Raw genomic sequence first — 20,470 nt, 5'->3', positions numbered from 1 at the left:
CACTAACTTATAGAGGTTAAGTTTATATAAACCATATCACAAAACATAAGACGTTATTTTCAAGGATGATGAATGAACGCATTAGTTGTAGACAAGTGTCTCTATACACGACTGGGTATATCCTGTTACTTTTCCGAAGAAGCGGGTATAAATATTCACCATGTGAATTCAGTGATTCAAGCTTTAGAGAAAAAAGATATACCTAATCCTGATATTATTTTAGTCAATCTGACGGATTATTGTCGTATCAATGAGCAAGACACCTCTCTGATAAGATTTTTCTCACAATACTCACACGTTAAAATATTTGTTTACCTCGATGCCGATTATCCGAATGGCACCAAACCTATTATATTAAATGGTCATGTATATATTATTAATAAACAAAAACTTACGTCACTTCTTGCCGTTTTTACTGAATTACATCAAAAGCCGGATCTGCATAAAAGCATACAGCAATATTTTGGCAACTATCCCGCTTTGACAGATCGTGAAGCCTCCATAACCCAATATTGGATGGAGGAAATGCCAAACCACAAAATTGCACGTAAGTTAAACATCTGTGGCCGAACCGTATATGTGCATAAACAACACATCACCGAAAAAATGCATGTAAGGAATCGGCTCGAATTCTGCTATCTCTATAATGTCATTAAGTATGTCGTCTGCCCTCCCCCTAGCTTAATAAAATAAAACTGCGACATAAAAAAGCCCGCGAATGCATCGCGGGCTTTTTTTAAAAGGAATTACTTTTCATAATATAATTCACAAAACAATAGTTTTATATTTACATCATAATTAATTAATAAGCATCATTAATTTACAGTACTTTCGTTATTTTGTAAGACCAGCTCTTGCTCTTTTTTCTGGCGACGTAAACGTAATTTGTTTATCAGCGCCTTAGCTTCCGCTTTGGTCGCTACCGCTGGTGCCGAACCACGCAGTGGCTTTCTCGCGGTTTCTCGCATAAACAGCACGGTGACGACACCGATCACGCCTGCCCCCATCAAATAATAAGCCGGAACCATTTGGTTACCCGTTGACGAAACCAACCATGACGTCATCAGCGGCGTCGTCCCACCAAATAATGAAACCGAAATATTGAAGCCTACTGCCAAAGCACTGTAACGAGTTTGCGTGGTAAATAGCGCAGGCAATGCAGATGGCATGGTGCCGCTAAAGCAGGTATGCAACACGCCTAAAATCATCAAACCCGCAAATACTGCCCACATATTTCCCGTACCAATCAGCATCAGAGATGGAATAGCCAGCACGATTAACCCCAAGGCACCAAACATGATGACGGGTTTGCGCCCTAAACGGTCATTCCAATGGCCCCACAGCAACGTCATTGGCATCATGATGAACATGACGACCATAATCAGCATCAGGCCACTGATCTCACTCAGCCCCAGCACGCCGGTCAAGTAGCTCGGCATATAGGAAGTCAGCATATAATTAGACACGTTGAACAACAGAACGAGGCCAATACACTTCAGCATCTGTTGCCAATAGGTACCCATCATTTCAAACAAGCCCATCTTCGGCTTACTTTCTTCAATGGCTTCCTGTTTTTCCATATGCTTCTGGAACGCCGGCGTCTCTTCAAGTTTCAAACGAATGTATAGACCAAATAATCCCAACGGTGCCGCGATAAAGAATGGAATGCGCCAGCCCCATGCCAGCAATGTTTCTTCGGGCATGATCGCCGTCAGCGCCGTCACCAGCATCGCGCCTAGCAAGTAACCGCCGAATGTACCGAACTCTAGCCAGCTTCCCATGAAGCCACGGCGCTTATCCGTTGAGTACTCGGCGATAAACGTAGCAGCACCACCGTACTCACCGCCGGTGGAAAAGCCCTGAACCAAACGAGCGACCAGAAGCAAAATTGGAGCCGCAATACCAATGCTTTCATAGCTTGGGATCAGACCAATACAGAATGTGCCTACCGCCATCATGATCATTGTAAATGCCAAGACCTTTTGGCGACCAATGCGATCGCCGAGCGGACCAAACACCATGCCGCCTAATGGGCGAACCAAAAATGCAGCAGCAAAGGCGGCGAAGGTCGCAATCAACTGGGCTGCGGGGCTTCCGCTGGGGAAGAAGACTTTACCAATGGTCACAGCTAAAAAGCTGTAAACACCAAAGTCAAACCACTCCATGGCGTTACCCAACGCCGCAGCGCCTACTGCACGCTTGAGCATGCTGCGGTCGACGATAGTAATATCGTCAACGGTCATTTCTGGTTTTTGATTTTTCTTTTGACTCTTGCGCCAAAACGCAAGATGGGATGAATGTGGCTGTGCGTTAGCCACGCGCGTTTCTGACGCGAGAGTCTCTTTAGGATCGGTCATAGTTACCCTTGATGTGCATTGAATTAATTCTCAGCAGCACCATAGATTTCGCGTCCCCGTAATTACGGCTTAATCCCATTTTCGGATCGCAGCGTGAGGCGAGATCTATGCAGCAGCATTAACGAGAAATCGTTAAAAGTTACCTATTTTTTGTCGTGTTATTTTCTGCTCCCTTAGCAGGTTTTTTATTTTCCATGACGCCTTTACATATCTTTAATTTACACATTTTAGTGACTTTGGTCAAGTTTTTGACTTTTTGTCTAACACTTCACTCCGGTAATTTATGGACGTTATTACTTGATGTAATTATTAAAAAATAACTTAACATTCATGCCATTAGATTAAATTTCATTTTACTTATGTTCGCTGTAAACCATGTAAAATCAACGCTAAAACCGATGCTGAATATGACGTTGTCAGACACTATTTTTAGCTAAGAAATTGACAAAAAAAGACAGGTAATTTGACCGGATTTTCAAGAAAAATATATGTGTTAAACCCAGCAGAAATATCATCTGCTGATTGTGGTTTTAGATATAAAAATTTATACTTTTTTCAATCTGCACTTTTGAGTTGCACGTATGTTTGACAAAATAATTCAGGTGATTATTAACAACGTTCGAAATCATCTGATCTTTTATCTGGCTATTTCATTATTACTGCTTTTGTTAGATATTTATCTTCTTTACTTCTAAAACCGCCTTGCCCCCTTTTCTCGCGAAGAGAGGGCTTCGCCGCAGGCTACTTCTCTTCAACGCCCTCACCTAAAAGAACCGCAAAACGCGATCCCACTGGGGTCAGCTCCAGCAAAATTTTCACGACGATAGTTAATGGCACAGAAAGCAGCATGCCAATAGGGCCAAGTAGCCATCCCCAAAATATCAGTGACAAAAACACCACCAGCGTTGAAAGCCCCAAGCCACGCCCCATCACGCGGGGTTCAAGGATATTGCCGAACACCATATTAATGATGATATAGCCTGACGCCACCATAACGGCATCGCCAAAACTATTGAACAGCAGCGCCTGAATCACCGGTGGAACGGCGGCAATCACTGAACCAATATTCGGGATATAGTTCAGCACAAAAGCCAACACGCCCCACATCATGGCAAAGCGGATCCCCATCAGATGCAGCATCAGCCAAACCACGACACCGGTAATAACGCTGATACCGGTTTTCAACGCCAAATATTGGGTCACGCCATCTAGCGCCCGCTGAATACTTCCCATACCCGCATCAGCATTAGAGAGTGATTTTCGTAGCTTGTAAGGCAGATGAGGCACTTCCATCAGCATAAAAACGACCGTCATCAGCAGCAGAAATAAACTCGACATTGCCCCTGATAATTGGGTGACGATCCGCGTGGCCATATTCATCACAACACCGGGATCAAAATGATTAGCCAACTCGATAGGTGAAAAATTCAGATTCAACCGCTCGGCAATATGTTGAACCGCAGCAAGCTTGCTGGCTAGCATGCCGCGATATTGCGGCAACGTTCGGCTGAAATCGTTGAGCGACGAGCCTAACATACCAATCATCAGCGTCAGCAGCAGAATAATGATAACCAGTACCAGTCCAACCGCCGCGGCGCGTGGCAAACGCAGCCGCATAAGCCCCGTCACCAGAGGATTAAGGATAATGGCCAAAAACAGGGCCAGCAAAAACGGCACAATAATATCGGATGCGGCTCTTACACCGGCTAAGACGATAACCAGAGCCGCAGCCATAATCGCAATTCGAATACCCTGCGCGCTTAATACGGTTCGGGACATGGTGATTCCTTGTTGTCATGTAGCCTGATCGACACTTTCCGATCCGGCAGTTCGCATGTTGCCTATCCAAGCCCTTGCTCACCCATCATTTTTCAGATGCTGTCTCTAGCCAGATACGGTAACTCTCTATAGATTATCGCAGGAATTTTTTGATAACCACCCACCAACTAAATTCAGAATATTAATATGAATGAGGTCATTGATAGTGGCAATTAAATAATTGATTGTAATATATTTTGCGTCAACATATTGATGGATACTCCATCCCGCTGGCTAGAATCACGTATACTGGCGTTTTATTCTCTTTGATCCGGATCCCGAATGCTGTCGTTTAACCTCGATCGCCACGACTCTCTGTCGCTGCAAAAACAGATTTATCAGCAAATCCATACGGCGCTGCACAACGGAGTGTTAACGAACGGCGAACGCCTGCCTTCCATTCGTGAGCTCGGAGAAAAGCTACAGGTTTCCCGTAATACCATTACGGCCGTTTATGAAAAACTGGTTCTCGAAGGCTTTATTGCCAGCCGTCCAGGCGTGGGATACAACGTTATCCTTTCATCACGCGTAGAGCTTCCCGAGTCTAAAACACCGCAAAGCGATTTAGATCATCCACCCAGCGTTTTGCAGACTCAGGCTCCAGACACCTACGTTGACGTAGATAGCCCTATGTTTTTCAGCTTGGGTAATCCGGATGAATCCTCGTTTCCCTGGCAGCGCTGGCGCAGTTGGAATAACAAAGCCTCGCGCAGTAAACATCTATTGATGACGCGCTATCACCCACCTGCGGGTCTGATGTCATTGCGCCAAGAGTTGGTCAAATACTTGGCTAACGCGCGCGGCATTCATACCGATGCAGAGCACATCATCATCACCAACGGCGTCCAAGAAGGTTTAGCCCTGATTGCGCGCACGCTATTAACGCCGCAAGAGCATATTGCCGTGGAGTCCCCTTGCTATTCCGGCGCGTGGAATTTGTTCAGCAGCTGCACCCCGCATATTCACGCCATTCCGGTTGATGATTTTGGGTTGCAAACCCAAGGCCTGCCAGACCAGCAGTGCGCGCTAGCTTACGTGACACCGTCACATCAATATCCGGTGGGCGGAACATTGCCGCTTGAGCGGCGTAAAATGTTGTTGGACTGGTCGCGGCGCTCAAACGCCTACGTGATTGAAGATGATTACGATACGACGTTTCTCTACGGCACACAGCCTCTTCCGGCGTTGAAATCATTGGAAAATGCTAACAACGTTATCTATCTCAGCAGTTTTTCAAAAACGCTGGGACCTGGCATGCGCATCGGTTTTATGGTGTGTCCAGAGCGATTAGTGGCGCCAATTCTTAATCTGAAAGCCCTGTGGAATCACGGTGCCAGCTGGTTGTATCAACAATTCCTCGCCGACTTTATGCACGATCAGGGTTATCACCGCCATCTGCGCAAGCTGGAAATCGAATATGGCGCACGCCAGAAATTGTTACGTGAAGGATTAATGGCGCTATTCCCCCGAGCTACGCTATTGGGTACCTCATCGGGTCTGCACATCACGTTAAAAACGCCGCTATCTGCCCATACCGTTAGCCAACTGCGTGAACGCTGCCTGCGCGAAGGCGTGCGTTTCGATACCTTAGGTAGCATGTGCAATGGTTCCGAGAACGCCTATTTGGCAGAAAATCAGGATACTCTGATGCTGTTCGGCTTTAGCGCGTTGTCACAGGGACATATCCGGTTAGCATTAGAGATTATTGGCAAAGCCTGCCGGGAACTGGGTATTTCGTCCACCGGCAAAGCTTAGGATAGAGTATTTCTGCGGATTATTCGTCGCTGCCAGGAATGCGCAAACGAAGCGGCTTACTGCGCGACTTATTGAAAATCATATTGCCATTCTCACGGCCAGCGCGGCGAGCCCGCTGCTCTTCAACCGGCAACGCTCGCTCTTCTTGGCATTCAGAACTACAGCAACCGCTGAATTTTTCTGCGCAGGACGGACATTGAATAAATAGCAGATGGCAACCATCATTCAGACAGTTGGTGTGCGTATCGCAAGACGTCCCGCACTGGTGGCATTGGGAGATGACATCATCGGTGATACGTTCGCCCATACGTTCATCAAAGACAAAATTTTTGCCTATAAACTTCAGCGGTAATCCCTGCTCTCGAGCACGGCGGGTATATTCAATGATGCCACCTTCCACGTGATAAACATTGTTAAACCCGTTATGCAGCATATAGGCGCTGGCTTTTTCACAGCGTATCCCACCGGTGCAGTACATCACGATTTTCTTATCTTTATCCTGCTGAAGCATATCAACCGCCATCGGCAGCTGGTCGCGGAAAGTATCCGAAGGCACTTCTAATGCATCGGTGAAATGCCCAACTTCATACTCATAGTGATTGCGCATGTCCACAAACACGGCATCAGGATCATCCAGCATGGCGTTCACTTCGGCCGCTTTTAGATATTGACCCACATTGGCAGGATTAAAGCTGGGATCGTCAATACCATCGGCAACAATGCGCTCACGAACTTTCATACGTAACACCCAGAAGGACTTTCCATCATCGTCGAGCGCCACGTTCATTCGCAGCCCATCGAAATCAGGGTGCGCCTGATACAATGCGCTTTTCATCGCTTCGTAGCGGCTTGCAGGAACGGAAATCTGTGCGTTAATCCCTTCATGCGCGATGTAGATACGGCCGAACACACCGAGATCACGAAACGCAATGTAGAGAGCGTCACGAAACAGCTGTGGCTCTTCGATTCGGCAGTATTTGTAGAATGAAACCGTGGTGCGCGGCTCAGTTTCGGCCAACATCTTGGCTTTTAATTCTTGGTTGGATATTTGGTTATGTAACACTGGCATGGTGTTCATTTCCTCAATGTTAGTTTTTCAGATTCTCACAGGCTCATCGGGCATATAACCCGAGGCAGCCCCCATAGGGCGGCGATTATGGATATTCATTGATGAATAATCCACCGACAGACCGTGTGGTTATTTAAAAAATAGCTAACAAAAAGATAAATAAATGTTGCTGGTTACTTATTCATCCTCACGCGATTGAGGGTAATGAACGATATTGTAGAATTTAGCGGCTTGATTGCCCGTATTGCGATAGCTGTGCGTTTGGTCAGCAACAAAGCGCAGTGGCTTGCTGGTTGTCACCGCCTGCCATACGCCGTTCACCTGTACTTCTATTTCGCCATCGATCATGAGAATGTCTTCAATAACCCCTTGCTCGTGCGCGTATGAGTTGTGAATACACCCCGCATGCAAGGTGATCAGAAGCACTTCATAGCCCAGTTGGGCATCAAAACTAAGCTGGGTTTGAGCGGTAATCGCCTCATCTTCATGATGCAAGCTTAGCGTAGGCTCTTCATCTACCAACTGCGGGGGGAGAAATTCACTGAAGGAAGCCTGTAGCCCACTGGAGATCCGCCACAAGGTGACGACGGTTGGACTCGATTCGCCGCGCTCAATTTGCCCAAGCATGGCCTTGCTCACCCCCGTCGCCAGCGCCGTTTTATCTAGACTCCATCCTCGCCGTTGACGCAGTTCACGCAACGTTTTTCCAATATGAAGAGCAAGATCGGTCATGATTTATTCTCATTGGTGTTGTGCGTTATAACGCACAATGCTAATCTTGTTTCGTGCGCTATAACGCACAAGTCGGTGAAAAGTTTATCCTACTACAAGCCATTCACCAATCCTGATACATAAAAAATTCGGACTTACCCATGCAGGCTATTGTCTATGGCGTGATCTCATCCCTTTTCTTCGCCTTCACTTTTATTTTCAATCGTTCTATGGAAATCGGCGGCGGCGACTGGATGTGGAGTGCCAGTTTACGATTTTGGTTTATGGCCCCGATGCTATTGGTGCTTGTCGCCCTTCGCGGCCAGTTACGCCAGAGCATTGCTCATCTGCGACAGAATATCCGCCCATATTTGCTGTGGAGCACGCTGGGCTTTAGGCTGTTTTATGCACTTGTCACGCTGGCGAGCGCCTATGGTCCCGGCTGGTTAGTGGCGGGGACGTGGCAAATTACCATTATTGCAGGATCGTTGCTGGTGCCTTGGCTGGGCGCAAGCGGTGAACCTAAGCATAAAATTCCGTGGTTTGGACTACGTTGGTCACTGCTGATCTTACTCGGTATCGCACTGATGCTGTGGCAACAGGCTGAACATATCAGCCTATTTCAGGCGCTGGCGGGGCTCATTCCGGTGGTTATCGCTGCGTTTTTGTATCCTCTTGGCAACCGCAAGATGATGAATATTTGTCACCACAATGTGGATACGCTGCAACGCGTATTGAACATGACCCTCGCCAGTCTGCCATTTTGGTTGGTGGTTTCATTGGTGGCTTGGTCACGTGTAGGTCTTCCTTCCGCGCCGCAGGTCGAGCAATCCGTATTGGTGGCGCTGTTTTCTGGCGTGATTGGCACCCTGCTTTTCTTTGCTGCAACCAACCGCGTGCGTAATGATCCATCGCAGCTTGCCGCCGTGGAGGCCACACAATCAGGCGAAGTCTTGTTTACGCTGCTTGGCGAGATGTTTTTCCTCGGTGCTGCGCTGCCTTCTCCTATTTCTCTGCTCGGTATTACCCTGGTTATTTTGGGTATGATTGCGCACAGCATGGCTTCTAAGCAAATAAGAGGCTCAGGCAAAACGCGGATCCGACGCAAACCGAATAACCAAGAAATCGAGGAACGCGCGTAGGGAAACGGGCAGAAACTGGCGCGACGTGTAAACACCATATATTCCCAGATCTTCTGGCTGATATTCAGGCAGGATCTCAACTAATTGCCCATCTGCGAGCAATTGATTCACCAAATAACGCGGCAACAAGCTGATGCCAAAACCACGCAGCGTTGCCGCCGTTAACACCGTTGCACAGTTAGCGCTTAAATTGCCGCTTACCGGTACCGCGATGGATTCTCCTTGATAGACAAAGCCCCAATGATGATGAGCGTAGTATTCATGCGTCAGGCAGTTATGTTCACTCAAATCCGTAATTTTCTGTGGCAGCTCATGGTGTTCGAAATAGCGAGGAGCCGCACACAGTACCGAATGACAGGTTCCCAAGCGGCGAGCTATCAGGTTGTGATCCAGCTGATTCGTAATGCGGATCGCCAAATCGATACGTTCATCCACCAAGTTGAGCGTTTTTTCTTGGCGGCATATATCAATCTGAGCAACCGGATTGAACGTCAGGTAGTCACACACCGCATCGGTAAGAAAGGCCTGTATCAGCGACTGGCTGCTCGTAATGCGTAACAAGCCTCTCGGTTGCTGCTGACTATTATCAACCACCTGTTCAATCTCTTCGCTTAACAACAGCAACGCTTTGCAGCGCACAAGAACTTCTTCGCCCGCGCTGGTTAAGCTTTGGCTGCGCGTGGTTCGATGCAACAGGCGGCCACCAATCCACTGCTCTAAGTCTGCCAAATAGCGTGACACCATGGCCCGCGAGAGATTCAGTTTCTCTGCGGCGCGACTCAAACTGCCCTGCTCAACGACGCAAACAAATACCCGCATCGCACTGAGTCGATCCATGTGTTCTCTCCTACGATTTGCTCGATTTGGTAAACAGTATGTCTACTATTCTGGCCTATTTCTTTCACTGATTGCTGAATATACTTCCAAACAGTAATAATTCACATTAATAATAAAGGTTTGTCTTATGCAATCATCCATCGCGGTTAAATCTCTGATTTTGTCGTTAGTTCTCACCACCAGCGCCTTTGCGGCACAGGCTAAAGCCCTTGAACTTCAAACCTATAACCCGGGTGCGACCAGCCTGTTTCCCGTCTCTTCTGAATTGATTGTCGGCGATAAAGAAGCCGTGCTGATTGATGCACAATTTGAGAAAAAAGACGCTAATGCGCTGATCAATATGATCAAGAAGAGTGGTAAAACGCTGACGACAATTTATATCAGCCACGGCGATCCTGACTTCTATTTCGGCTTACAAACGCTAGCAGCGGCTTATCCGCAGGCTAAAATTGTGGCGACTCAGCCTACCGTTGACCACATTAAAGCAACCCAAGAAGCCAAGCTTCAGTATTGGGGCCCTTTAATGAAGGATCAGGCACCAACAAAAATCATTACGCCAGAAGTCCTTCAGGGCAATGAAATCACGTTGGAAGGCCAGAAACTGGTTATTGAAGATCTCGATAGTGCCTCGCCAGACCGTACCTATGTCTGGATCCCCTCACTCAAAGCCGTGGTGGGTGGCGTATTAGTTTCAGCCAATCAACATATTTGGACTGCCGATACCCAAACAAAGGCCTCACGTGAAAACTGGATTAAAGCGTTAGATCGCATGCAAGCGTTACACCCTCAAACGGTGGTACCTGGCCATTATTTAGGAACACCACCAAAAGGTGACGCAGCGATTGTATTTAGCCGTGACTATCTGAAAAAGTTTGAACAGGTCCTAGACACCCATAAAACCTCTGCTGGCGTGATCAACGCGATGCAAAAGGCCTACCCTAACCTGAAAGATGGTGAAAGCCTAAATTTGAGCGCCAAGGTGAATACCGGCGAAATGAAGTGGTGATATATCAATTATTTTGATGTTGTTTATCAATGTTATCCGGTTACTTGCGGGGGCGAAGTACCGGATAATACCCATACAGTTTAGCCAAGAAATTTTACTTTCCGGTGCTCGTTAGCACCACCTCTACCAAGGATGTAAGTATGCTCACCTCGCTGAATCAAGCTTTCACACGTTTAACCGACCACCCAGACGGCGGCAAGTTGTTACTGCGTCTCACTTTTGGTCTATTGATGCTGTTTCATGGCGTTGCCAAAGTCGAACACGGCGTTGGTTGGATTTCTGAGATGCTACAGGCGCAGGGTCTACCTGGATTTGTCGCCTATGGCGTATTTATTGGCGAAATCGTTACGCCAGTGCTGATGGTTTTGGGGGTTTTCACACGTCCTGCGGCTCTGATTTACGCCGTTAACCTGCTGGTCGCCACCCTGATGGTGGGTACCGGTAAATTCTTTACCCTCACCGACGTCGGTGCTTGGGGTCTGGAAAATGAAATGCTGTACTTCATGGGTGGCATCATCATCATGCTGCTAGGCAGCGGGCGTTACTCTGTCGTCAGTAATCAGGCTCTGCGTTAATACTGCCAAATTTCCCCTGTCCGCTCGCTTAATTTGTCCTATCCAAAAGCGCTATTTGAGGATTTCAAATAGCGCTTTTGCAAAACATCCCTTCTTAAATTCATACACCGCAAGAAAGCCATTTGTCGTTAAAAGCGCCGACCTATAGAGATTCACAGTAGAAAAACCGTACCATTAACGATGTTTACCCTGCTTTACACCTCATTTCCGTTACAAAAACCCAAATAACTGTTCACAAAACAACGATTTTGATGATAAAAAGATGACCACGCCTATAAATCTATGTTAGTTTCCAAATCCCGTATTATTAATGAATACTCGAATAACATGGCAAAAGCCAAACAGTTCATTAATAAATACTATAAATACAATGAGTTAAATATTAGGTTTTTAAGTTATCAATCATACGCTCTCGTTCTTTGCGTATAGTTAATGGGAATACAACATGCAATCCTCTGATAAAACACAGCAAGGCCGTACTTTCCTCGGTCATCCCTATCCGCTCGGGTCTTTGTTCTTTACCGAGATGTGGGAACGCTTCTCCTTTTACGGGATCCGCCCGCTGCTTATCCTGTTTATGGCCGCCAGTGTTTATGAAGGCGGAATGGGCATTCCACGTGAGCAAGCCTCGGCTATCGTCGGTATTTTCGCCGGTAGTATGTATCTGGCGGCGCTGCCGGGTGGCTGGTTAGCCGACAACTGGTTAGGCCAACGTCGCGCGGTTTGGTATGGTTCCATTCTGATTGCACTCGGCCATTTAGCCATCGCGCTTTCTGCGCTTTGGGGCAATACCCTATTCTTCGTGGGTCTGTTGCTCATCGTACTGGGAACCGGTTTATTTAAAACCTGTATCTCAGTCATGGTAGGTACCCTCTATAAAGACGGCGACACGCGCCGCGATGGCGGATTCTCGCTCTTTTACATGGGGATTAACCTCGGTTCATTCATTGCGCCGCTGGTAACAGGTTTACTCGTGGGTGAAAAAGGCTGGCATTGGGGCTTCGGTATTGGTGGTCTAGGCATGCTGGTTGCGTTGCTGATTTTCCGCTTCTTCGCAGTACCTTCCATGCGCCGCTACGATCGTGAAGTCGGTCTGGGTTCTAGCTGGAATCATGCCGTTGTAGAACGCAAAAACGTTGGCCGCTGGATTTCTGTCTTAGCCGTGATCGCTATCGTTTTGATCGGCCTGCTAGCAAACGGTGTTATTCCCATTAACCCGGTCTTAATTGCCAGCGTGATGGTATACGTCATCGCCGCTTCCGTGACGCTGTACTTTGTGTATCTGTTCGCCTTTGCGGGATTAGCATCGGAAGAACGCGTTCGTTTGCTGGTTTGCTTCATTCTGCTGGTTTCTGCAGCCTTCTTCTGGTCTGCGTTTGAGCAAAAGCCAACCTCATTCAACCTGTTTGCGAATGATTACACCCAACGCCAGTTTGGTGATTTTGAAATCCCAACGGTATGGTTCCAGTCACTGAACGCCCTGTTTATCATCATCCTTGCGCCGCTGTTCAGCTGGTTATGGCCTGCTCTGGGTCGTCGCCAGATGCAACCAAGCAGCATGGTGAAATTTGTTATCGGTATTCTTTTTGCCGCCGCAGGTTTTGGCATCATGATTTTGGCCGCGCAGGATGTACTGGCCACGAGCCAATCTGTATCGCCGTTCTGGCTAGTGGGAAGTATTCTGCTCTTAACGCTGGGTGAACTTTGCCTAAGCCCAATCGGGCTGGCGACCATGACATTACTGGCTCCCGATCAGATGCGCGGTCAGGTAATGGGACTGTGGTTCTGTGCGAGCTCGCTGGGTAACCTTGCTGCGGGCCTGATTGGCGGTCAGGTTAAAGCTGACCAGCTTGATATGCTGCCAGACCTGTTTGCCCGTTGCTCCATCGCGCTGATTATTTGCGCCGCGGCGCTAGCGCTACTGATTTACCCTGTACGTCGCATGATGAAAAACGTCGAAATCTAATATCGATTGTTTTTCAAACAGCTAATATCTTAAGGCACCCTTCTGGGTGCCTTGTTGTATCTGCGACTACGATCGCAGTCACATCCCGACACCCTATTTCCACAGATTTACATTTGTCATACTAAAAACATGGTAAAATGCGCCTGCATTAGGGGTTGAGCATTCCTAAGCGGTATTTAAAAAAGAATCTCTTTGTCAGTATGAACATCAATAAGCGATAAATTGATGTGCGGTATCTCCGAAACTTCATGCCATTTAGCTTACAATGAATAGACTTGGGCTGAGCGTTTTAGAGCGGATAGCATACGCAGTTATTAAGGTAGAGTAATGGAAGTAATCAAAGAGATCCTACACGCACTGTGGGAACAAGATTTCAGTGTGCTAAGCGATCCCAAAATGATTTGGGCAATTTACGGTATTTTGTTCACTACGCTGCTACTGGAAAATGGGCTTCTTCCTGCCGCATTTTTACCGGGTGATAGCCTGCTGTTACTAGCTGGGGCGTTAATCGCCAAAGGCGTACTACCCTTTTTCCCCACCCTGAGTGTGTTAGTCATCGCATCGAGTCTCGGATGTTGGATGAGCTATATCCAAGGTCGTTGGCTTGGCGATACTAAACTGGTTCAGGGATGGCTAGTACAACTTCCCGCGCATTATCACCAGCGTGCTTATCATATGTTCCATAAGCACGGATTGGTCGCTCTACTCGTCGGCCGCTTTTTAGCCTTCGTTCGTACCATTTTGCCTACCATTGCCGGTATTTCTGGCTTGAAGAATGCGCGATTCCAAGTATTCAACTGGCTCAGTGCGCTGTTGTGGGTTTGCTCTGTCACCGGGGTAGGATTAGCCATCAGCTACATTCCGTTTGTTAAACGTCATGAAGATCAGGTAATGACCTGTTTGATGATTTTACCGATTGTGCTGCTAGTAAGTGGATTGGTAGGTACGATCGTGGTGGTAGTACGCAAAAAACGCCAAACGCCCGCTCAATAAATTCCGCAATTGTCCTGTAAGACATCGGTTGCAACTGCTGCCTTACAGGACAAAAGACCTCTCAGAAACCTTCGTACCGCAGCAGCTCCGCTTTTAACTCCGTGTATGGCGCAAAGAGTTTTGCTGCCGGAATTAGCCGCTGGCCTTGTTCTCCTACGACGATCAACGCAGGAACTCCGTTAATATTGTGTCTATCGAGCAATGTTTGCGTTTCACGCAGGCAATGTTCATAACGACGCAATAGCTCTTCGGTGGGGCGAGCCACCGCTAATGCTTCGCTCTCAAACCCTTCCCGCTCCAGAATCTCAACCACGCTTTTGCTGCTGGTGTTATCAAGCCCATCCACATACCGGGCTTTTTGCAGCGTCGTAAGCACATCACCAGTGCGCTCTGGCTCAATGGTGTTGGCGGCAATCACTGCTAACGTCGAGGCAAAAGAATCAAAGACGCCGCCCTGATTCAATACATTTTCTCGATACGCTTCGCTAAATACCTGCCCCGTTGACGACGCAATACGCATATCATTTTGCCATGCATATTGGGCAAACTCCGGCGTCATGTCTCGCGCACCTTCACGGGCAAAAAGCCCGGTGGGACGAAATGTTACGTTAAAATCGCTATCCTTAACCAGTTGGCTGATTTTCGGCGAAGCACCGTAGCACCAACCACAAAGCGGATCAAAAAGATAAACGAGTTCTCGGATCTTCATCAGTACTCCTTGATGTTGTTCAGCTCGTAGCACCATTGATACTGCGATAAGCATAATGTGTGTTGCGGTTCTGCCAAGCTGTGGCAGAACAACATAATCTAAGTCTGGCTCAAAATCAGAGACTTGCCACCCTATTGCACTTCGCCATCGTCGAACCAATAGTCAATAATGTTAAAGTTCGATGCTACGAATGCTTTTATTGCGGCGCGACCTTTTAGGTTTAATATCCGGATCTGAGTAGTATGACCACAAGAATAGCAATATCCCACCGGCAGCTAAGCTCGCGCCAACCCAGCCGGTAGATGACCACCCAAACCCTGCGGCAATGCTTACACCACCGAGCCACGCGCCCAAAGCATTTGCGATATTGAAAGCGGAATGATTTAAAGCCGCCGCCAGCGTTTGTGCATCTTCAGCAACGTCCATCAGGCGAGTTTGTAAGGCCGGAACCAGAGCAAAACTACCGCCGGTGAGCAGCACAACCAATACGGTGGCCCATGCAATATCCGCCACCAAATAGAACGTCGTCAGAATAACCACGTTCCAAATCAATACGCCAACAATCGTGCCCATCAAAGAACGGTCTGCTAAGCGGGAGCCGAAGATATTCCCTAAAATCATACCCACGCCAAACACAATCAGCACCAGAGGCACGCTCGACGGTGACATGCCCGTTTGATGAATAAGCGTGGGCGCAATGTAGCTAAACACAGCAAATAGGCCACCAGAGCCTACCGCAGCAATACCGAGCGTGAGCCAAACCTGCTTACGTTTTAGCGCACCCAACTCGCGTAGCGGGCTTGCACCTTCCTCAACCTTATCTTTTGGCAGCCATAACATGACGAGCAACGCCGTCAGCGCGCCAATCACGCCCACCATCACAAACGCCGCACGCCAGCCCATTAACTGGCCAATCCACGTTACCAAAGGTGAACCTAGCAGCGTAGCCAACGTTAGACCTAGCATCACGCGACCCACCGCTTTGGCACGTTGTCCTACGCCCGCCATCGATGCAGCCACCAGCGACGCTACGCCAAAATAAGCCCCGTGAGGTAATCCACTGATAAAGCGAAACACCATCAGATTGCCATAGCTAGAACTCAATGCGCTGGCAATGTTGCCTACGGCAAACAGCACCATCAAAAGCAACAAGAGCGTCCGGCGAGAAAGCCGCGCTGCTAAAGTCGCAATCACCGGAGCACCAATCACCACGCCCAGCGCATAAATGCTGATCACGTGCCCCGCCTGCGGAATTGAGATCGCCAAATCCTTTGCGACATTCGGCAGCAACCCCATAATGGCAAACTCGCCGGTACCAATGCCAAAACCACCGACGGCGAGCGCGAACTCGGCTCCGCGCCGGTGAACAATGGGTGATGGTGCCGCTGACGGCGTTGGTGTAGACATGGCTACCTCTACTATCTGGAAAATTTCTGGCGCTGAACGCACAAGAAAGCGTGATTTAAATCACATAATTAAGTGAGGTGAGCAGGATACCGAAGCTCACATTAAGCAGCCACTACTTTGTTAATTTTTCGTTTAATTCAGAATGGATATTGAACATTGATAGGTTAAATAGAGACAAAAAAAAGCCCACGGAATCACTCCCGTGGGCTTCTTCATCGCATGATGCTTAGAAGAGCGTAAATGCGATCATTCCGACAACGCCACCCACGGTGCCCAGAATAGTTTCCATCACGGTCCACGTTTTCAACGTTTGCAGTTCGTTAGCGCCGGTAAATTTACCGAACAACCAGAAGCCTGCATCGTTCACGTGGCTTAGTACAATCGAACCACCTGCAATACAGATAGCCAGCGCCGCCAGTTGACCGCCGTTCAGACCAAGCTGAGAGGTCACGGGTAAAACTAAGCCTACCGTCGTTAAACACGCAACGGTTGCAGAACCTTGGATCACGCGCACTGCGGCTGACAATACAAAACACGCCACGGCAATCGGCAAACCAGCACCAATCAATGCATCACCCAGCGCAGGGCCAACGCCTGAATCGACCAGAATTTGTTTAAACACACCGCCCGCACCGGTCATCAGCAAGATAATACCCGCTGGCTGAATCGCCGCAGAACAAATGGACATGATCTGCTCTTTGCTCATGCCGCGTGGTTTTGCCAAGCCGTAGATAACAACCAGACAGGCAATCAGGATCGCGGTAAATGGATGGCCGATGAACTCTAACCAATCATATAAATTGGTGTTTGGTGTGACGAAGCGGGCACCAATGGTTTTCATCCCCACCAAGACCAGCGGGCAAAGCACCAATGCCAAGCTCAGGCCAAATGACGGCATGTTTGATTTGTCTAATACCGGCGCATTTTCTTCTTCTGGCATTGGCCAGCTAACACGTTTGCTGATGAAATTACCAAACAGAGGGCCAGCCAGCAGCATCCCTAGAATCGCCGCCACCAGACCAATCGCAATCATCCAACCAAAATCTGCATTCATCTGCGCAGCCAGCAGCATCGGTACCGGTCCTGGCAGCAAGAACGCAGCCGCACTCGCAACACCGGCGAACAGTGGGATCGCCATTTTTACCACGTTGCCGTTAGTACGACGCGCTACGGCAAAAACCACACCAATTAACAGCACAATCGCCACGTCAAAGAACAATGGCAGCGCGCACACCAAACCGGCAATACCCAGCGCGTAATGCGCACGTTTCTCACCAAAGCTTTTCAGCAAATGGGCGGCGATCTGGTCTAATGCCCCAGTTTCATGCAGGATTTTGCCAAACATCGCACCAAGAGCCACAACGATAGTCAGAAAGCCCAGCGTGCCTCCCATACCATCCTGCATAGCCTGAGTAATTTTACTCAGCGGCATACCAGAAAAAATACCTGCGCCAATCGACACCAGCATCAGCGCGACAAAAGCATGCAGACGCGCTTTCATCACTAAAAAAAGGAGAAGCAGTACAGAGCCGACAGCGGTGCCGACAAGAGTCATGGTATCCACAGAATTATCCCTGATTAGAACGTTGTTGGATGTGTTTCAACGTGTCAGCAATGACGGCGTCGAGCGGTTGATTAATATCAATGGCACAAACATCCTGTTCGTCTGAATCAGGCACTTCCAGCGCCTCAAATTGGGAAACCAACATCTGAGGTTTAAAGAAATGCCCTTTACGTGCTTTCATGCGGGATTCGATAAGATCAAAATCGCCATCCATATACACAAAAGAGAGATTTCCATTACCTTCACGTAAACGGTCGCGGTAGCGTTTTTTCAGTGCGGAGCACACGATAATTGAAACATCGTTGGTGCGTTGCATGGCAAATGCTGCGTCGTTCAATGCACTCAGCCAAGGCGCACGATCTTCGTCGTTCAACGCATGCCCTTCTGACATTTTGTTAATGTTGCTGCGTGGGTGCAAAAAATCGCCATCTAAAAAGCCACACGATAATTTTTGGGACACCGCACTTGCGACAGCCGATTTACCGCTGCCCGATACGCCCATAACCACATATACGTAATGGGGCTTTTGTGTGTTTTTCATTGACTGGCTCCAGACATTTTGTGTTTTGTTGACGCTGGCATACAAAACCCTCGTCGATGTTACCGGTAACATTGTCAGCGTCTTTACATAAACTTGCAATGTGAGCCAGCGCACAAAACCTTCTTGTGTGATCTATATCGCAATTTTAATTAGCGTCAGAACAATCACCATGAGAAGAAATAACAGGAATGCAACAGATGCAGAGGCTAAAACAACTTCACCAATGTTATTATTCAGCCATGAAATCAGTTAATTACTGCCAAGTTCCAGCGATTAAAAAGAGCGCCAGAGCGCTCATTTTGGAGGGAGATGGGGGAGAGAAAATCAGAAATAGCTACTGCCCGTAATAGGCATTTGCGCCATGTTTACGTAAGTAGTGTTTATCTAGCAGCGTTTGCTGCATATCCGGTAACTGAGGGCTTAGCTGCTGCGAGAAAATCCCCATATAGGCAACTTCCTCAAGCACAACGGCATTATGCACCGCATCAATAGGATCTTTACCCCAAGCAAAAGGTCCATGCGAATGCACCAAAACCGCAGGCATCTGTTCAGCATCAATATCACGCTCTTGGAACGTCTTAATAATCACCTGACCGGTTTCCCATTCATAGTCATACTGAATCTCTTCAGGCGTCATTAAGCGCGTGCAGGGGATGTTTCCGTAATAGTAATCCGCATGAGTTGTGCCCCAGGCTGGGATGTCCCGCCCCGCCTGCGACCAAATCGTTGCATGGCGTGAATGCGTATGCACAATTCCGCCAATATTCTCAAACGCTAAATAGAGGCCACGATGGGTTTCTGTATCCGAGGAAGGCTTCCATTTTCCCTCCACCACCGCGCCAGATACCACATCGACTACCACCATATCCTCCGCGCTCATTCCGGCGTATTCAACCCCAGATGGCTTAATCACCATCAGTCCCGCAGCGCGATCGATACCGCTGACGTTTCCCCAGGTAAATGTCACCAAACCATATTGGGGCAGTGCCAAATTGGCTGCCAGCACCTGCTGTTTCAATTCTTCGAGCATCGCTTATCTCCCACGTTGATAGCGCCATTGTCCTGAACAAGGCTCATCGCGGGTATGGGAAAACTGGCTACAAATCACTGGGGAATTAGCTAAATGAGAGATATTGAGAGCACGCGCAGCCGGATTGATAGCACTATTCGTTCATCGGAATAATTCAAAATAAGAATATTTACCTATTTTGAATTTAGCAAATAAATATACTAAGTCTCATGAGCATCATGGCCGTTAGCAGAATTATATTTTGCCTATGCGACTGATATTAAGCATTACGTTCTGGATTACCAATAACCAACAGCTAATTTTCTGAACGAACCATGTCCTATACTTATATGGAAATATAATCGTCAGAAGCTTAAAAGGAGTAAGTGATGAATACAACAATGAAACGTTTTGCAGCGGCAGCACTGGCAGTGACGCTGGTTGCCTCTCTAAGTGCTTGTTCAAACTGGTCTAAACGCGACCGTAATACCGCGATTGGTGCTGGTGCGGGGGCCTTAGGTGGTGCCGTTCTTACCGATGGCAGCGCGTTAGGTACCGTGGGTGGTGCCGCTGTTGGTGGGATCATCGGCCATCAGGTTGGCAAATAATACGATTTATATGATTTAACTATGGGCTGATTTTTATATCAGCCCATTTTTATTCAAACAACGAAGCGGCTAATCAGCCACCTGCTAACTTCACTTTATGACCTTTGGCCTCAAGCAGTTGCTTCAGCAAATCCCGTTTGTCACCTTGGATTTCAATCACGCCCTCTTTCACTGCGCCACCGCAACCGCACTTCTTTTTCAGTTCTGCCGCTAAGGTCTGCAAGGCTGTATCGTCAAGATCCAAACCGCTAATCAGACACACACCTTTGCCTTTACGACCGCTGGTCTGGCGCTGAATGCGCACGATGCCGTCGCCTTTTGGACGTGCGACAACGGCCTTCTCTTCATCAATTCGCCCGATGTCGGTTGAATAAACCAGTCTGCTGTTTTTGTCTTGCATGGT

Annotated in this window: 19 protein-coding genes; 8 read left to right on the top strand and 11 right to left on the bottom strand. The window is 48.0% G+C overall.

Annotated elements, in window-relative coordinates; all coding sequences use genetic code 11:
• The first annotated feature begins 72 nt into the window (after positions 1–72).
• A complete protein-coding gene (locus DSM2777_RS14885; RefSeq protein ID WP_061554402.1) occupies positions 73–693 on the top strand; it encodes a LuxR C-terminal-related transcriptional regulator in 621 nt (206 codons plus the stop codon).
• A gap of 122 nt (positions 694–815) precedes the next feature.
• Here the strand turns inward: DSM2777_RS14885 and proP are convergent, their stop codons facing one another.
• Positions 816–2,357, bottom strand: coding sequence for a glycine betaine/L-proline transporter ProP (proP, locus tag DSM2777_RS14880; RefSeq protein ID WP_061554401.1), 1,542 nt, complete (start codon positions 2,355–2,357; stop codon positions 816–818).
• A gap of 741 nt (positions 2,358–3,098) precedes the next feature.
• Entirely contained in the window at positions 3,099–4,136 is a 1,038-nt protein-coding gene (locus DSM2777_RS14875) for an AI-2E family transporter (RefSeq protein ID WP_046457470.1), read from the bottom strand.
• Between the two features lie 321 nt (positions 4,137–4,457).
• Here DSM2777_RS14875 and pdxR point away from each other — a divergent pair, with 321 nt between their 5' ends.
• Positions 4,458–5,930 (top strand): MocR-like pyridoxine biosynthesis transcription factor PdxR, encoded by a 1,473-nt coding sequence (gene pdxR, locus DSM2777_RS14870; RefSeq protein WP_046457469.1) that lies wholly within the window; start codon positions 4,458–4,460, stop codon positions 5,928–5,930.
• A 19-nt stretch (positions 5,931–5,949) separates the two neighbouring features.
• Here pdxR and trhO read toward each other — a convergent pair whose 3' ends face one another.
• Positions 5,950–6,999, bottom strand: a complete 1,050-nt coding sequence (trhO, locus tag DSM2777_RS14865; protein ID WP_061554400.1) for an oxygen-dependent tRNA uridine(34) hydroxylase TrhO — start codon at positions 6,997–6,999, stop codon at positions 5,950–5,952.
• Positions 7,000–7,176: 177 nt separating this feature from the next.
• Positions 7,177–7,731 carry a helix-turn-helix domain-containing protein gene (locus tag DSM2777_RS14860; protein WP_061554399.1) on the bottom strand — a complete coding sequence of 185 codons (555 nt, stop codon included), beginning with the start codon at positions 7,729–7,731 and terminating at the stop codon, positions 7,177–7,179.
• Positions 7,732–7,871: 140 nt separating this feature from the next.
• Here DSM2777_RS14860 and DSM2777_RS14855 point away from each other — a divergent pair, with 140 nt between their 5' ends.
• Positions 7,872–8,852: a DMT family transporter gene (locus tag DSM2777_RS14855; RefSeq protein WP_061554398.1), complete on the top strand. Its 981-nt coding sequence runs from the start codon at positions 7,872–7,874 to the stop codon at positions 8,850–8,852.
• Here the strand turns inward: DSM2777_RS14855 and DSM2777_RS14850 are convergent.
• The gene (locus tag DSM2777_RS14850) at positions 8,793–9,689 is read right to left on the bottom strand and encodes a LysR family transcriptional regulator (protein ID WP_061554397.1); all 897 of its coding nucleotides are present in this window, start codon (positions 9,687–9,689) and stop codon (positions 8,793–8,795) included. The two genes, DSM2777_RS14855 and DSM2777_RS14850, sit on opposite strands and share 60 nt — an antisense overlap.
• Positions 9,690–9,816: 127 nt before the next feature.
• Between DSM2777_RS14850 and DSM2777_RS14845 the strand changes: the two genes are divergently transcribed.
• The 4 genes from DSM2777_RS14845 (at position 9,817) to DSM2777_RS14830 (ending at position 14,229) form a co-directional block, all read left to right on the top strand.
• Positions 9,817–10,695, top strand: a complete 879-nt coding sequence (locus DSM2777_RS14845; protein WP_061554396.1) for an MBL fold metallo-hydrolase — start codon at positions 9,817–9,819, stop codon at positions 10,693–10,695.
• 140 nt (positions 10,696–10,835) lie between these two features.
• The gene (locus tag DSM2777_RS14840; protein ID WP_061554395.1) at positions 10,836–11,270 is read left to right on the top strand and encodes a DoxX family protein; all 435 of its coding nucleotides are present in this window, start codon (positions 10,836–10,838) and stop codon (positions 11,268–11,270) included.
• A 445-nt stretch (positions 11,271–11,715) separates the two neighbouring features.
• On the top strand, positions 11,716–13,236 hold the full coding sequence (locus DSM2777_RS14835) for a peptide MFS transporter (RefSeq protein WP_061554394.1): 1,521 nt from the start codon (positions 11,716–11,718) through the stop codon (positions 13,234–13,236).
• Positions 13,237–13,563: 327 nt separating this feature from the next.
• A complete protein-coding gene (locus tag DSM2777_RS14830; RefSeq protein ID WP_025797145.1) occupies positions 13,564–14,229 on the top strand; it encodes a DedA family protein in 666 nt (221 codons plus the stop codon).
• Positions 14,230–14,290: 61 nt separating this feature from the next.
• On the opposite strand, the gene DSM2777_RS14825 is transcribed toward DSM2777_RS14830, so the two are convergent.
• From DSM2777_RS14825 to araD, 5 genes are all read right to left on the bottom strand, one after another.
• The gene (locus DSM2777_RS14825) at positions 14,291–14,938 is read right to left on the bottom strand and encodes a DsbA family protein (RefSeq protein ID WP_061554393.1); all 648 of its coding nucleotides are present in this window, start codon (positions 14,936–14,938) and stop codon (positions 14,291–14,293) included.
• Between the two features lie 171 nt (positions 14,939–15,109).
• Entirely contained in the window at positions 15,110–16,345 is a 1,236-nt protein-coding gene (locus DSM2777_RS14820) for an MFS transporter (protein ID WP_061554392.1), read from the bottom strand.
• A gap of 226 nt (positions 16,346–16,571) precedes the next feature.
• Positions 16,572–17,909: a gluconate transporter gene (gene gntU, locus DSM2777_RS14815; RefSeq protein WP_046457459.1), complete on the bottom strand. Its 1,338-nt coding sequence runs from the start codon at positions 17,907–17,909 to the stop codon at positions 16,572–16,574.
• A 4-nt stretch (positions 17,910–17,913) separates the two neighbouring features.
• A complete protein-coding gene (gene gntK / locus DSM2777_RS14810) occupies positions 17,914–18,450 on the bottom strand; it encodes a gluconokinase (RefSeq protein WP_025797156.1) in 537 nt (178 codons plus the stop codon).
• A 334-nt stretch (positions 18,451–18,784) separates the two neighbouring features.
• Positions 18,785–19,480: an L-ribulose-5-phosphate 4-epimerase gene (araD, locus tag DSM2777_RS14805; protein ID WP_061554391.1), complete on the bottom strand. Its 696-nt coding sequence runs from the start codon at positions 19,478–19,480 to the stop codon at positions 18,785–18,787.
• 368 nt (positions 19,481–19,848) lie between these two features.
• Between araD and osmB the strand changes: the two genes are divergently transcribed.
• Positions 19,849–20,067, top strand: coding sequence for an osmotically-inducible lipoprotein OsmB (gene osmB, locus DSM2777_RS14800; protein WP_004092957.1), 219 nt, complete (start codon positions 19,849–19,851; stop codon positions 20,065–20,067).
• 73 nt (positions 20,068–20,140) lie between these two features.
• On the opposite strand, the gene yciH is transcribed toward osmB, so the two are convergent.
• Positions 20,141–20,467 carry a stress response translation initiation inhibitor YciH gene (gene yciH, locus DSM2777_RS14795; RefSeq protein ID WP_046457457.1) on the bottom strand — a complete coding sequence of 109 codons (327 nt, stop codon included), beginning with the start codon at positions 20,465–20,467 and terminating at the stop codon, positions 20,141–20,143.
• Positions 20,468–20,470: the final 3 nt, after the last annotated feature.

The sequence above is a fragment of the Obesumbacterium proteus genome, from assembly GCF_001586165.1.
Lineage (GTDB): Bacteria > Pseudomonadota > Gammaproteobacteria > Enterobacterales > Enterobacteriaceae > Hafnia > Hafnia protea.
This window is presented reverse-complemented; position numbering and strand designations above follow the sequence as displayed.

Coding starts and splice junctions, on each gene's coding strand:
- araD (WP_061554391.1), bottom strand. CDS start 19,480: ATGCTCGAAGAATTGAAACAGCAGGTGCTGGCAGCCAATTTGGCACTG.
- gntK (WP_025797156.1), bottom strand. CDS start 18,450: ATGAAAAACACACAAAAGCCCCATTACGTATATGTGGTTATGGGCGTA.
- DSM2777_RS14835 (WP_061554394.1), top strand. CDS start 11,716: ATGCAATCCTCTGATAAAACACAGCAAGGCCGTACTTTCCTCGGTCAT.
- yciH (WP_046457457.1), bottom strand. CDS start 20,467: ATGCAAGACAAAAACAGCAGACTGGTTTATTCAACCGACATCGGGCGA.
- DSM2777_RS14860 (WP_061554399.1), bottom strand. CDS start 7,731: ATGACCGATCTTGCTCTTCATATTGGAAAAACGTTGCGTGAACTGCGT.
- DSM2777_RS14885 (WP_061554402.1), top strand. CDS start 73: ATGAACGCATTAGTTGTAGACAAGTGTCTCTATACACGACTGGGTATA.
- DSM2777_RS14820 (WP_061554392.1), bottom strand. CDS start 16,345: ATGTCTACACCAACGCCGTCAGCGGCACCATCACCCATTGTTCACCGG.
- osmB (WP_004092957.1), top strand. CDS start 19,849: ATGAATACAACAATGAAACGTTTTGCAGCGGCAGCACTGGCAGTGACG.
- DSM2777_RS14855 (WP_061554398.1), top strand. CDS start 7,872: ATGCAGGCTATTGTCTATGGCGTGATCTCATCCCTTTTCTTCGCCTTC.
- DSM2777_RS14875 (WP_046457470.1), bottom strand. CDS start 4,136: ATGTCCCGAACCGTATTAAGCGCGCAGGGTATTCGAATTGCGATTATG.
- proP (WP_061554401.1), bottom strand. CDS start 2,357: ATGACCGATCCTAAAGAGACTCTCGCGTCAGAAACGCGCGTGGCTAAC.
- DSM2777_RS14825 (WP_061554393.1), bottom strand. CDS start 14,938: ATGAAGATCCGAGAACTCGTTTATCTTTTTGATCCGCTTTGTGGTTGG.
- pdxR (WP_046457469.1), top strand. CDS start 4,458: ATGCTGTCGTTTAACCTCGATCGCCACGACTCTCTGTCGCTGCAAAAA.
- DSM2777_RS14840 (WP_061554395.1), top strand. CDS start 10,836: ATGCTCACCTCGCTGAATCAAGCTTTCACACGTTTAACCGACCACCCA.
- DSM2777_RS14850 (WP_061554397.1), bottom strand. CDS start 9,689: ATGGATCGACTCAGTGCGATGCGGGTATTTGTTTGCGTCGTTGAGCAG.
- trhO (WP_061554400.1), bottom strand. CDS start 6,999: ATGCCAGTGTTACATAACCAAATATCCAACCAAGAATTAAAAGCCAAG.
- DSM2777_RS14845 (WP_061554396.1), top strand. CDS start 9,817: ATGCAATCATCCATCGCGGTTAAATCTCTGATTTTGTCGTTAGTTCTC.
- DSM2777_RS14830 (WP_025797145.1), top strand. CDS start 13,564: ATGGAAGTAATCAAAGAGATCCTACACGCACTGTGGGAACAAGATTTC.